The organism is Pseudomaricurvus alkylphenolicus, from assembly GCF_011683955.1.
Classification (GTDB): domain Bacteria; phylum Pseudomonadota; class Gammaproteobacteria; order Pseudomonadales; family Cellvibrionaceae; genus Pseudomaricurvus; species Pseudomaricurvus alkylphenolicus.
This window is the reverse complement of record NZ_JAAQPI010000014.1, coordinates 206,275-218,936: the sequence shown is the minus strand read 5'-3', so window position 1 is coordinate 218,936 and position 12,662 is coordinate 206,275. Positions and strand designations below refer to the sequence as shown.

The 12,662-nt window shown below is 50.0% G+C and carries 12 protein-coding genes; 6 read left to right on the top strand and 6 right to left on the bottom strand.

The window, feature by feature from the left end; translation table 11 throughout:
• Positions 1 to 71: 71 nt before the first annotated feature.
• From HBA55_RS28270 to HBA55_RS28245, 6 genes are all read right to left on the bottom strand, one after another.
• Positions 72 to 2,297 carry a TonB-dependent receptor domain-containing protein gene (locus HBA55_RS28270; RefSeq protein WP_206020015.1) on the bottom strand — a complete coding sequence of 742 codons (2,226 nt, stop codon included), beginning with the start codon at positions 2,295 to 2,297 and terminating at the stop codon, positions 72 to 74.
• 201 nt (positions 2,298 to 2,498) lie between these two features.
• Positions 2,499 to 4,118, bottom strand: coding sequence for a GMC oxidoreductase (locus tag HBA55_RS28265; RefSeq protein ID WP_166998403.1), 1,620 nt, complete (start codon positions 4,116 to 4,118; stop codon positions 2,499 to 2,501).
• A complete protein-coding gene (locus HBA55_RS28260) occupies positions 4,115 to 5,587 on the bottom strand; it encodes a coniferyl aldehyde dehydrogenase (RefSeq protein ID WP_166998401.1) in 1,473 nt (490 codons plus the stop codon). Before HBA55_RS28260 ends, HBA55_RS28265 begins: the two co-directional genes overlap by 4 nt.
• A 16-nt stretch (positions 5,588 to 5,603) precedes the next feature.
• Positions 5,604 to 6,044, bottom strand: coding sequence for a tautomerase family protein (locus HBA55_RS28255; RefSeq protein WP_166998399.1), 441 nt, complete (start codon positions 6,042 to 6,044; stop codon positions 5,604 to 5,606).
• Positions 6,045 to 6,053: 9 nt separating this feature from the next.
• The gene (locus HBA55_RS28250) at positions 6,054 to 6,368 is read right to left on the bottom strand and encodes a hypothetical protein (RefSeq protein ID WP_166998397.1); all 315 of its coding nucleotides are present in this window, start codon (positions 6,366 to 6,368) and stop codon (positions 6,054 to 6,056) included.
• Between the two features lie 76 nt (positions 6,369 to 6,444).
• Positions 6,445 to 7,461, bottom strand: a complete 1,017-nt coding sequence (locus HBA55_RS28245) for an NADP-dependent oxidoreductase (protein WP_166998395.1) — start codon at positions 7,459 to 7,461, stop codon at positions 6,445 to 6,447.
• Between the two features lie 266 nt (positions 7,462 to 7,727).
• Here HBA55_RS28245 and HBA55_RS28240 point away from each other — a divergent pair, with 266 nt between their 5' ends.
• From HBA55_RS28240 to HBA55_RS28215, 6 genes are all read left to right on the top strand, one after another.
• On the top strand, positions 7,728 to 8,633 hold the full coding sequence (locus HBA55_RS28240) for a LysR family transcriptional regulator (protein WP_166998393.1): 906 nt from the start codon (positions 7,728 to 7,730) through the stop codon (positions 8,631 to 8,633).
• A 140-nt stretch (positions 8,634 to 8,773) separates the two neighbouring features.
• On the top strand, positions 8,774 to 9,514 hold the full coding sequence (locus tag HBA55_RS28235; protein WP_166998391.1) for an SDR family NAD(P)-dependent oxidoreductase: 741 nt from the start codon (positions 8,774 to 8,776) through the stop codon (positions 9,512 to 9,514).
• Positions 9,515 to 10,138, top strand: coding sequence for a glutathione S-transferase family protein (locus tag HBA55_RS28230; RefSeq protein ID WP_166998389.1), 624 nt, complete (start codon positions 9,515 to 9,517; stop codon positions 10,136 to 10,138).
• Between the two features lie 257 nt (positions 10,139 to 10,395).
• Complete coding sequence (locus HBA55_RS28225; RefSeq protein WP_166998387.1) at positions 10,396 to 11,244, top strand: TauD/TfdA dioxygenase family protein; 849 nt, start codon at positions 10,396 to 10,398, stop codon at positions 11,242 to 11,244.
• Between the two features lie 46 nt (positions 11,245 to 11,290).
• Complete coding sequence (locus HBA55_RS28220; RefSeq protein ID WP_166998385.1) at positions 11,291 to 11,575, top strand: SCP2 sterol-binding domain-containing protein; 285 nt, start codon at positions 11,291 to 11,293, stop codon at positions 11,573 to 11,575.
• Between the two features lie 20 nt (positions 11,576 to 11,595).
• The gene (locus tag HBA55_RS28215; protein ID WP_166998383.1) at positions 11,596 to 12,606 is read left to right on the top strand and encodes an AraC family transcriptional regulator ligand-binding domain-containing protein; all 1,011 of its coding nucleotides are present in this window, start codon (positions 11,596 to 11,598) and stop codon (positions 12,604 to 12,606) included.
• Positions 12,607 to 12,662: the final 56 nt, after the last annotated feature.

Below are 12,662 nucleotides of genomic sequence, written 5' to 3'. Positions count from 1 at the left end.
AATTCGGGTGAGTGGTTACGACGTGGTCGTCTAGCCATGGTAAATCTCCTGTTCATGGGCACTACCGTGCCCTAAATCAGGCGAAGATTCCACTTATGGAGCTGTCCATATTTCCGGGGCCGGCTCTCACCTTCTGCGTCACGGTACTGTTCAGGTGTACCGCGATCCACACAATTGCCACGATCCACGGGCTCACTGCCCGATACTGTCCAACAGGGTGCATTGCCAAACTCGGCATACTCGTTAACCAGATAGCTACCGGCAAAGCTAATGGTAAGGTTTTCAGTCGCTGCCCAACGGACGTCGACCTCGACACCTTTGGCTTCAAGCTCGGCAGCATTTTGAACAAAGAACGCAGTGGCACCGTCAAAAATACTGACCTGATAATCCTCAACTGTGGTATGAAAAACCGTTGCATTCAGTGACATCCGATTATCGAATAAATAGGATTTTAGACCCAGTTCGAAGTTTGTCGCTGTTTCTTCGTCGTATTCAAAGAAGGGATTATCCGCTGTTTTCAGGAATCTTGCATCAAATCCACCACCCTTCGTTCCGGTAGCAGCTGTGAAGAACACCATGGTATCGGGGGATATGTTGTGCTCCACGGTTAGAGAAAACATCCAATCTTCTTCATCGCGCTCGCGGTCGACAATGGAGTGTTCAAAGGTTCCCAGCAGAGCGCTGAAGATAGTTTCACTGATGGTCGCGAAACCCGCGAGCGGGGTCCCAGCGACCTCGCTCAGGAATCGATCATACTCCTCTGGTGTGTTGCCGTAAGCAAGGGAACCTGCGGGTAATCCTGCGGCCGCGCTATAGTCCCAACCGTCGGCGAAAGATGTATCCAGAATGTGATCGGCAGTTTTGGTTTCCTCAAAATACCGCGCTCCAAGAATTAAGCGGGTCTCTTCGCTGAAACTGTAAGTGGCCTGACCGAACACCGACCACATTTCCTGTTCCTGCTCCAAGGTGTAACTGCGAGTTAGATTGGGTGTGATCGCTGAAGGTTGGCCAATCAGCCCGGACGCCAAACTGCTACCAAATCCGTCGTTGGCACTGTAGGTCAGATCACTCCTGTGATAGTAAAGTCCGACGATATAATCGAGCTTTTCTCCGCCTGGGGAGGTCAGTCTGATTTCCTGACTGTATTGTTCGTAATCTTCAATGGCATCAACCTGAAGCAGGGGCAACGCGACGAAATCGCAGTCACAGAGGTCTTGATATTCATAGCCGGCGTAGGCCGTGATTGAGGTAAGGGTGTGTTCACCGATGTACCAATTAACCGTCAGCGAACCCGTATCCATTTCATTGTCTGTAGCGTCGTTGATATCAGGAAACCCGGGCATGCCGGCGTATTCGGGTAACACCAGTCCCAATAGCTCTCCGCCGTCATTAAGCATTGCACGCTGTTCATCCCATTCATAAAGCGTGGAAGAACCAACCGCTGCGCCCACAAGCGCTCGGTTTAGGGCGTCGAAGGCAATACCATTACCAGTAGGATCGCTTGTGCTGACCTGAACGGAACCACCCTTGGTTTCAAACTCGCTATGCTCCCATTTACCGAGAACCTTCAGGTTATCATTGGGCGATGTCCAAGACAGCTGCAGACGCAGGGTTTCATCGTCGCGCTCAGGGCCATCGTCGTCAGTCAGGATATTGTCGATGTAACCGTCCATTTGATACCCGCGGTAGGCCAGTCGACCGCTCAAAGAATCGGTGATAGGACCGGAAACGACCGCTGTAAACTCCTTCTCGCCGTCTTCTCCATAAAGACCGCTGATTGAGCCCTCGAATTCATCGGTGGGTTTGGCGCCGATCACGTGAATGGCACCACCAATGGTATTCTTACCGAAAAGAATACTTTGTGGACCACGCAGTACCTCTACGCGCTCTATGTCCAAAAACGGTGCGCGGGACAGTTGATGTCTTCCCATGTAAGTGCCATCGTGAAAGATGGATACTGACTGTTCGATACCTTGGTTGGCGCCCGAACTGCCAATACCACGGATAAAGATAAAATTACCAACCGGGTTCTGTGCAATGGTAATTGCCGGTAGATTGGCTGTGAGTTCGGAGCCACGAGTGATGCCCATATCGCTAATGGCCTCTCCATCGGTGGCCAGCATAGAGATAGAGACATCTTGCAAACTCTCTGAACGCTTGGTTGCAGTAACTACTATCTCTTCAAGTGCGAATGACTTTGGTAAATCCGCCGCCAGGATGCTAGTGCTACCCAACGCTGCAAAACTCACTGCACTTGCTATTAGGCTTTTGGAAAATGTACGAATGCTGTTATTCACTTGGACCTTCCTCACGTTTAATATAGTTATTCTAGAATCAGCTTTAGTTACTGACTTCCGTTAATGCATATAATCTTTTCGGCCAATTTCTAACCTTTCAATATCCTAACACGGGCCATTAAAAGGTAGTCATGCTGATTATTTTGAGCTCCTCGCAATAAATTGTATGAGCAAATATAGAATTGCTAAAGTGCCGGGCATTTACTCGTCTTTTTTGGACTTTGACTGAATATGGCTCATCACATGCTCAGTAATAGCCGTGATGGTTAACGAAGGGTTAACCCCGGGATTGGCCGAAACTGTCGATCCATCGCAGATATAGAGGTTGTCATAGTTAAATACCTGACCGAATTGATTGACAACCCCGGAATGTTCATCCTTACCCATCACAGCCCCACCCAACACATGAGCCGTTGACGGAGCTCCGGTTAGCAGATCGGTCAATGAGCGGGTTGCTTTACCCTCCATAATCTCCTCAACCTTTCGAGTGACCTCAATCGCCTCTGGAATATCACAAGAGGGTGCCTGGGTACCTTCAGTGGCAGGCAGCTTTGACTTTATCCGACCAAAGCGCCCAAGTTCCAAGCTTAGAGTACTGTCCAAATGCTGCATAAATAGGAGGTAAATGGTTCGGTGACCCCAGCCTCTTCTAAATAAGACGTTGAGGTTTTCTGCTGGTGACTGAACCATCTCCTGCAGAAAGTTCCGAAACCGCTTTGCCAGGGATCCGCCCGTGACCAATGGGCCCAGCAAAAATCGCCAAGTTCCAGACGCAGCTCCGTAGTGCACCGGTTCGACATGGCTGTGTTCATCTGTGCTCAGGATGGACCCAATCGCAATGCCTCGAGAGAAGTCCTTGTCGTCTTTTAGTGAAGTCACTCCTGTTAAGGACTCATTGTTGGTTCGAATATCCTGCCCCAGTCTAGCGGAAAGCCGTGGCAACCGGCCTCTTTGCTTCAACTTGAGTAGAAGCGGAACCGTGCCTACTACCCCTCCCGAAAAAATCACCGCTCCTACAGACAGCGTCCGTTTAACAGACCTAAAAGCGGACTGTCGTGTGCGTGCCGTAACGAAGTAACCTTCGTCACCAACGGTGGAACCTGAAGGAGAAATATCCACAACCTCCGTTTCGGCAAGAACTTTCACACCCATTTTTTGAGCCAGATACAAATAGTTCTTATCCAGGCTGTTCTTAGCGTTGTGTCTGCAGCCGGTCATGCACTCACCACACTGAATGCAGCCCCTGCGTTTGGGGCCTTGACCATCAAAATACGGATCATCAACCAACTCGCCTTCCCGGTCGGCATCGCTAAAAAAGATACCCACCTTTGAGGGCTCAAACTTGTCGGGTTTTCCGGCATTTTCCGCCAGAGTCTTGATCACCTCATCAGCCGGCGAGTGTGTCGGGTTTTGTCTTGCTCCCAGCATTTTCAGTGCCGTTGCATAATGGGGCTTCAGTGTCTTCTCCCAGTCAGCTAAATCTGACCAAGAGCCTGAATTAAAGAACGCACTCTTTGGAGTTGGCAAGGTTGCACCATAAACCAACGAGCCACCACCAACACCAACACCGGACATAACGGTTGCGTGACGAAGGTGGGTCATTTTCATGATGCCTCGTAGACCGACAGACGGCATCCAAAGCCACTTACCCAATTTCCAGGTGGTTCCGGGCAAAGAGACTTCGTTGTACCAGGTCCCCTTTTCGATCACAAGAACACGGTAGCCTTTTTCAGCCAAACGCAGCGCACTCACAGATCCACCAAACCCGCTGCCTACAATAACAAAGTCGTAGGTATCCTCCAGGGTTGCTTCCTTAATCATGCGATGTCACCCTTGATCTTTCTTTTTCGAAACTTTAACCCGTGAAAAGCAACCAGCATGTTAAAGATTGGTCTATCCCAAGGTGCGCCGACAAAGTCCGAAGCATTGAGTCGCCCTTTTTTGACAACGCCCTTTAGATTGGAAAAGGTCTCAAACCCCTCTCTGCCGTGATACTGACCGATCCCAGATGGTCCCACGCCACCAAAGGGAATATCATCAGCCATTACGTGGCTCATGGTATCGTTGACGCAGGCTCCACCTGAGTGGGTATTTTCCAGAACCTTTTGTGCTCTTTTCCCGTCCCAGTCGAAGTAATACAGAGCAAGCGGACGATCACGACCATTTACATAGGCTAGCGCTTCATCGAGACTGTCATAGGGCAATACGGGGAGAAGAGGACCAAAGATTTCGTCCTGCATCACTTTCATGTCATTATTAACATTCAGCAGGAGCGTCATAGGCAGCTTTCTGTCGGTGTCGAAGGACTCACCCGCGGGATTAACTTCCATGACCTGAGCCCCCTTTTCCCGTGCATCTCGAACGTAGGACTTTAGTCGGTCGCGCTGGCGCTCTGTGATGATGGCTGTGTAGTCCTTGTTGCGCTTGATGGTTGGATAGCTCTCTGTGAGAACCTTGATAAATTCACGACAGAAGTCATTGACATGCTCTCTGGGGCAGAGCACATAGTCTGGAGAGACGCATACCTGACCGGCGTTAATGCTCTTGCCGAAAGCAATACGTTTGGCAGCCTCGCGAACGGGGAATTCCCGGTGAATGATGGCGGGGGACTTTCCACCCAGTTCCAAAGTGACCGGTGTGAGATTTTCAGCGGCGCTGCGCATCACGGTTCTGCCCACCTGGGTCGAGCCGGTAAACACCAGATGATCGAAAGGAAGGTTGGTAAACCGGGTCGCAACCTCCACATCACCATTGAAAACGGCAACCTGTTCTTCGGGGAATACCTCGCTCAGCATCTGGCACATGAGTTCGCCGGTTTGCGGAGCAAACTCCGACATCTTCAACATCGCATGATTGCCGGCGGCCAACGCGTAAAGCAGTGGCGACAGTCCCAGAAAAATTGGAAAATTCCAGGGCACAACGATACCCACCACGCCCACAGGCTGGGGTACCAACTGGACACTGGCTGGCATCACCAGTAGTGGTACCTTGCGGCGTTGTGGCTTCATCCACCGTTTGAGGTTTTTCCGGCAATAGTGAATGCCTTCAAGGATCGGAAAAATCTCTGCCAGTCGAGTTTCAGCCTGACTTCGGTTTCCGAAATCGTTATTCACCGCTGCGATCAGCCGGTCCTGATAATCCAGCACGGCATTGTGCAGGAGATCGAGACGTCTGATACGCTCTTGCAGCGACGGCATCCGATGACGATCAAACGCGGTCTTTTGCCTTTGGAAAACATCTCCCAGATCATCGCAGTTGCTGCTGGGTGTGATCATGCTAACGACGCTCATAGCTAGGGTACCTTTCTCAAACCGCCTGATTTGCTGCCGCCATTTTCTGATTGTGCCTCTCGAGCCAGGCCTCTTCTTCGCCAGGTTCCGGCAGTAAATCACCGCCCTCCATCACCCACTTGGCTTCGATATCCTTAGTGGCCATGGTGACCTCAGACAGCTCCGTTTCGAGCACTTCGGCCACAGCTTGTCGCATACCACCAACCAACATTGATTTAATAGCGTCGGTTCGCCCCGATCGGATATTGCCAAACAACTGATATTCAGAGTCAGAGTCACCACCACCCCAAAGGCTCTGCAAAATGCTAAGTTGATCTGCCTCGAAAAAGAAAACGTGAACAAATGTCGGCGGCGCACCGGTAACGTGGCAGTGAACTTCGGTAATGGCTTGGGAAATACGTTGTTTTTTGTCTTCAGGAATGGATCCGGACTTCGAGCTGCAAAGATAAAGTGGCATGATTTTCTCCTATTCCACGGGCATAACGGTGGCGATGATTTCGTTGATGTGGCACCCGGTGCGTTCCGTCCACAGGTTACAAATGTCATTTAGGATCTTAACCCTTTGACTTTGCTCCATTGACGAGGTCATCATGGTCACTACTGAAGAGGTAGACGGTTGTCCCGCCGTCCAGCCCTGCCCCTTCGGTACAATAATCCAACTGATGTTGGGTTCCGTTCCCAGAGAGTGTTTTGCAGCAATATCATGGATACCGTTACCAAGGTCAGCAACCTGATGTTCTGGTATTTGGCCTTCTTGTAGCAGGCAGATACAGTAAGTCATTGTTCACCTATCAATTTTCTATAAAATTCACTGTTGGAAATCTGTAGTTGTTCAGGATTTCTTGATCACCTGGAATTCAAATCTTGACCAGTTGCTTTCCAAGATTCTCGCCCTTTATCATTCTCATGAACGCCTTTGGTGCATTGTCTATGCCCTCCATAATGTCTTCCTCGACAGTCAGCTCTCCAGCTTGAACAAGCTCCTTGAGACAGGAAAGCGCTTCACTCATGCGATGCAGATAGTCAAGGACAACGAACCCCTGCTTTTTGATTCGCTTGGATAGAATCACGCTGTTGTCGCGGCGCCCTGAGTCTTGACAGGTGTTTTCCAAATGCGACAGCCCCATGCGGCCCACAACGGCAATTCGGGCGTGATCGTTATACAGGTCGAGCAAGGCCTCGGAGATATCACCGGAGGTATTGTCGAAGTACATATCGATACCACTTGGACAAACGGCCGATAGCGCCTCGGAGAGCTCTTGAACCGTCTTTCCCCGATAGCACACGACATCATCATAGCCATAAGCCGATTTCACATGATCAGCTTTTGCTTGAGAGCTGACGATTCCCACCGTTCGGCAACCCGCACGCTTTGCCAATTGACCCGCTGTGGCTCCAACGGAACTGGCCGCCGATGACACTACGATACATTCGCCTGCTTTGGGTTCGCATAACTCCTGCAGAGCAAAATAGGCGGTGGCTCCGGTGGTTCCCAAAACGCCGAGATAGAGGCTTGATGGGTCTACGCCGTCATCGACGGGAATACTGAGCGTAGTGTCATCGGCGAGTTTGTACTGCTGCATGTCGAATTGACCGTACAGCATTTGGCCCAGTTCAAACCGCTCGTTACGACTGGCCATCACTCTGCCCACACAATATGCATGCATCACGCTTCCCGGTTCTACCTGATCGGCGTAGTTGTTTTCCGCTCGCAGCCTGCCGACCAAGGCCGGGTCCATTGCGATGTATTGATTTTTGATGAGGTATTGCCCTTTGGCGAGCTCAGGCATCCCCTCGCTGTGCAGGGAAAACAACTCTGCCGAGGGCGCCCCCACAGGTTGCCTATCCAGACGAACAAATCGGTTAATCACCATAGTTCCACAGACTCTTAATTCACAACGTTTCTAACATCTTTTGATACGACCAACGATACATGAAATCTGTGTGCGGTAGGACTTACCATTTTTTGTAGGAGGGGCAAAGAATGTGTATAGCTCAAAGAACGATCCCGGCGATGCGTTTTTTTATGAGCACCACAGAAACAGATGCATAACAGAATGCCGCTGGCTAGCCCAGGTTAATTGTTCTATGATTTAGAGAAGCGATTTAATACCGTTAAGTTCTATAGAGAGACAACACTATGGATATTTCTGATATCGCGATGCTTGAGGCCATTACCAAATATGGCAGTATCAGCAAAGCATCAGAAATTCTGCATGTTACCCAGCCAACTCTGAGTCGGCGTCTGAGTCGGCTTGAATCCCAGTTGGCCACTTCCCTGTTTCTGCGCAGCAGTAATGGACTATCGCCCACCGATCACACCAAGTTCATCATCGAGAGTTCGGAACCCATAAAAACCAAAATACAGAGTATCGAACGACACATAGAGCTGATGAACACGCTGGAAGCGGGCGAGCTCAGGATAGGCGTAGGTCCTATCGTAGAACAATTGTATTTCCCTTACTCCATCCTGCAGCTGACAAATTCCCCGACCAGCAATCTCAATATCACCATCCGAACGGAAAAGTCAGACGACCTTAAGCAGCTTCTGCTCGAAGGGCTGGTGGATATCGCTGTAGGTCCATTTGAGGAGAGCAGCACCCGCGAAGAATACCAGATTTTCCCGATTGCCAGTCAACCTCTGATGATCGCTACCAGAGCGCACCACCCGCTTGTCGAAAAATACCACGGCGGGCGGCCGATTCCGCTCGATGAGCTTTTTAGTTTTCCCCTGATTGCCCCGCACATTCCCCAGTACATGATTGATCAAATGGAGGCATTAAAGGACCTGAATGCTTCGAGGATCATTTGCGACAATTATTCCATTATCAAGGACGTGGTCGAGCGGTCTGATCAGGTCACTATAGGGCCAAGTGCCATTTTTAGCGAAGAGGTCGCTAACGGCAAGATTGTACTTACTTCGTTGCCAGTGCCGATTCGTTGGTACGCGGCCTGTATCGCTCTGGCCTCCAATGCCTGCCTGCCCGTCATTCGCCGGATTATTGATGTTTTTCGCGAATATGACCTGCCTGGAACCGCCCTGTGAGCAGCATCTAGCGCGCGGCTATACAATTCTTTTTGCCCCCCTGCAAAATCTAACTATTGGCGCGAGTGTCGAACCACACGCTAAGATTGTGACATCTGGTTACGAACCCAGGAATCCACTTCAATCTCGGAGTCACAATCATGACGAGTTCTCAGAACGAAAAAGTCGCCGTAATTATCGGTGTCGGTCCGGAAAATGGCATGGGAGCCAGCCTGTGCCGACGCTTTGCAGCCGCCAACTATCACGTAGTCGTAGCGGGCAGGACCGCGGCAAAGATTGAAACGGTGGCTGAGACCATCACGGCCAGTGGTGGAAGGGCCACGGCGGTGGTCTGTGATGCGACCGAAGTAGACACGTTGGAAGCGCTTTTCTCTACAGCCAGTGATCTTGGCACAATAAAACTGGCCATATACAACGCGGGCAACAACATGCCCGGGCACTTCCTGGAAATGGAACCTGGCTATTTCGAGAAGTGCTGGCGTATCGCCTGCTTCGGTGGTTTTCTCTTCAGCCAACTTGCACTCAAGCACATGGCTCCGAACGAAGAAGGCACGCTGCTCTTTACGGGCGCCAGCGCGTCAATGAGGGGCAAGCCCTTCTTTTCGGCATTTACCTCTGCCAAAGCCGGCCTGAGGGCACTGGCGCAGTCATTGGCCAGAGAGTTTGGTCCCAAGGGCATTCATGTTGCCCACGTGGTCATTGATGGTGCCATTGACGGCGATCGAATCAATAAAGGCAGACCCGAAGTGGCTGAAGCACTGGGCAAAGAGGGATTGGTGGATATTGAGGGGATCGTCGATATCTACGAAATGCTCGAACAGCAGCCTTCGCGAGCCTGGACTCACGAAATAGATGTTCGCACAGCAACGGAGAACTTTTGAATGAAACTGGTTGGTAGCTACCTCTCCCACTTCGTTCGTCGAGTCGCTATTCCACTCAATCTGTACGGAATGGACTATACGTTATTGGAAGTCTCTGTTGTCAAAGATCAAACACTGATTCGTGAACACAGCAAGCTGGCCAGGATTCCCTCTTTGGTACTCGATGACGGCGACGTTCTGATCGACAGCGACCAAATTTTGATGGAACTGGATCAACTGGCGCCTGAAGCAGATCGGCTGATTCCGAAAGAGCCCCGTAACCGAAGACAATATGGGCAGGTACTGGCTTGTTTGACCGGCGCGATGGACAAGGCAACCGCCTGGTTCTACGAAGCACATCGTCGCCCCAAGGACCTGGTGTGGGATGAATGGGCTGAGCATCTCAAGAGTCAACTGCTCGGAGGTGTTCTGCAAGTCGAAGAGAACCCCCATATCTTTGCTGAAGGGGCTGATTACCTTTTCGAAAACCGTATGACGCACGCCGACATTGCCGTTGGGTTGATTTTTCCGATTGCGCACATGGTAGACCCTGAAGTTGTCAATGAAAAAACCTGTCCCAAACTCTCGGCACTTTCCACGCGATTTAACGAACTCGACGCCTTTAAGAGAACATCCGCGCAGTAATACAATAGCGCACTTTTCGCTCGTTTTTAGGGCTCAGGCAGCCAGTTGAGCCCTTTTTTTTACGTCATCATTTATTGAAAAATCATTGGGTGGTTCGATCCTCAGAAAGCGTTTACGCAAGTCGATTTGGCCTGAAACATCAATCGATTGGCCCCTTGAGTCCTGTGGCAGTTTTAAAACTTGGACTATTCTGAGCACCGCTCGTGTATTGAAATGCGCATTTGACACAGACAAGTAAAAGAAAGGAGACAGTGAAAATGACAATTACCGTAGTTCCTACCGGTGAAGCCTGTGGTGCTTATATTGAGGGCGTTGACTTAACAAAACCGCTCGATAGCGATCAAATTCGAGATATCCGAAAAGCGTGGAACGAACACCACGTAATCATCTTTCGTCAACAGCCCATGAACGACGACGACCTGGAGCGAGTGTCCGGGTATTTTGGCCACCTGGCGGTTGATCCTTTCGTGGTTCCAATACCCGGACGCAAACATATGATTGCCATCAAACGCGAAGCCGACGAGACCAGTCCGATTTTCGCCGACATCTGGCACGCCGACTGGACATTCAAAGCAGATCCGCCGTTCGCAACTTGCCTGTTTGGAATTGACATTCCACCAACCGGCGGTGACACGCTGTTTGCCAATCAAGTGATGGCCCTTGAACAAATGCCTGAAGACCTGCGAGATAAACTCGAAGGCAGGATCGCTATACATTCGGCCAAAATGGGCTATTCGAAAAAGGGTTCCTACGGCGACAAGTTCAAGAGTCATAGTATGGAAATCAACGCCTCTGATGAGGCTCTGGAGTCAGAAACTCACCCCTTCATCATCAAGCACCCGGAAAGTGGTAAGCAATCGATCTACGGCTCGGCCATTGCCTATATTGTGGGCGTCGAAGACATGCCGCAAAAAGAGGGTATGGACTTGGTTATGGAGCTGCAAAGATGGCAGGTTCAGGAACGTTTTGTCTATCGACACAAGTGGGAAAAAGACATGTTCGTAATGTGGGACAACCGCAGTGTGTTACACAAAGCCACCGGTGGATTCGAAGGTCATCGACGAGAGCTTCACCGCACGACTATTGCCGATAAAGCCGGTTGTTAACGCCATTAACAGAAATCATCCCCGTAATATTGCATTGGATCTCGCTATGAATATAGAAACCATCATCAACACTTTTACACCAGCGGTCGAAAAATTTGGTGGATTCCCTGAGCCGGTAAAATTCCGTCTGGGCCCAGATCACGTGATTCATATACACGGACAGGACATCTCAACGCAAGACAAAGAGGCTAACTGCACCTTAAGCATGTCGATAGAGGTCTTCGAAAAGATAGTCAACGCGGAAATCGACCCAATGGGCGCGGTGATGGAAGGCGATATCGACGTAGAAGGCGATTCCGCCATCGCCATCAGCATACAGGGGCTCTTTTAGAGCCTTTGGGATAAGTCGAAGTGTCTTGGAAAGAGAATAGCCGTGCCAAACTGGCAATCCAGGCTATTGTTAATATTGCCGAGCGAGAGGGTATTGCACCATGTTTGTGTCTGCAGGGAACGTCCTTAACGGTTGATAGCCTCTTCGAGCTGGATGCCACTATTTCGGATTCCACTGAAGTAGCCGTTATCGAGAATGCCGTAGCCCATCTCCCGAAGAAAGCGGGCTACGGAATCCAGGCTGGACAGCCGCTTCGCCTCACCAATTTCGGAATATGGGGGCTGGCCGTACTAACCAGTCCCGATGTTCGTTCCGCCTTTGAGGCCATGTCTCATTTTTCTGAATTATCAAGTATGTTATCCAAAGTGAAATTCAGAGAATCCCAGGATCAAGTGGCTTTTGTATTGGAAATGAGCCATCTTCCGGAATCAATACATCGCTTTATGTTTGAGCGTTATTACGCAACCACGGTAAATTTCTTGAAGGAGGTGATTCCGAGCTACGACATCTCGAGCTTCCAAATCGGTTTGCCTTTTTCTGATCCTGTATATGAAAAACAGCTAGGGGATATGATCCGACTTAAGATTCTACCTGCTCAACCTAATTATTCGATCATAGCTTCTAAAGAGCTGTTAAGCACTCCCTTCCCATCGACTGATCCTCTAGTGCACGCCCATTTTATTGCCGAATGCGAGGGTGCGCTCAGAGTACAAAAGCAACTTCCGGACCATGCTCAACGAATTCGGGAGTTTATTCTCAACGAAAAGAATTTCACCCCTAAGCTGTCAGAGGTTGCGAAGTTGATGTTTATGAGTGAGAGAACGCTAAAACGACGTCTTCAAGAAGAGCATCACACGTTTAGTGAGATCGTCTTGAGTACCAAAATGACGGTTGCCAGGGAATTGCTTCTAACGGCCAGGTTACCGGTTAAAGTGATCGCTGAACGCTTGAATTACTCCGAATCAGCCAGCTTTATAAGAGCATTTAAGAAATGGTGGGGGACTTCACCTACCGAAATCGAAAATACTTGACTCCACCACTTTCGTACAGAAGAGAGGCTTAACGGCCATCCCACAAATTATCGATA

Coding starts and splice junctions, on each gene's coding strand:
- HBA55_RS28235 (WP_166998391.1), top strand. CDS start 8,774: ATGACGAGTTCTCAGAACGAAAAAGTCGCCGTAATTATCGGTGTCGGT.
- HBA55_RS28265 (WP_166998403.1), bottom strand. CDS start 4,118: ATGATTAAGGAAGCAACCCTGGAGGATACCTACGACTTTGTTATTGTA.
- HBA55_RS28220 (WP_166998385.1), top strand. CDS start 11,291: ATGAATATAGAAACCATCATCAACACTTTTACACCAGCGGTCGAAAAA.
- HBA55_RS28255 (WP_166998399.1), bottom strand. CDS start 6,044: ATGCCACTTTATCTTTGCAGCTCGAAGTCCGGATCCATTCCTGAAGAC.
- HBA55_RS28225 (WP_166998387.1), top strand. CDS start 10,396: ATGACAATTACCGTAGTTCCTACCGGTGAAGCCTGTGGTGCTTATATT.
- HBA55_RS28250 (WP_166998397.1), bottom strand. CDS start 6,368: ATGACTTACTGTATCTGCCTGCTACAAGAAGGCCAAATACCAGAACAT.
- HBA55_RS28245 (WP_166998395.1), bottom strand. CDS start 7,461: ATGGTGATTAACCGATTTGTTCGTCTGGATAGGCAACCTGTGGGGGCG.
- HBA55_RS28230 (WP_166998389.1), top strand. CDS start 9,515: ATGAAACTGGTTGGTAGCTACCTCTCCCACTTCGTTCGTCGAGTCGCT.
- HBA55_RS28240 (WP_166998393.1), top strand. CDS start 7,728: ATGGATATTTCTGATATCGCGATGCTTGAGGCCATTACCAAATATGGC.
- HBA55_RS28260 (WP_166998401.1), bottom strand. CDS start 5,587: ATGAGCGTCGTTAGCATGATCACACCCAGCAGCAACTGCGATGATCTG.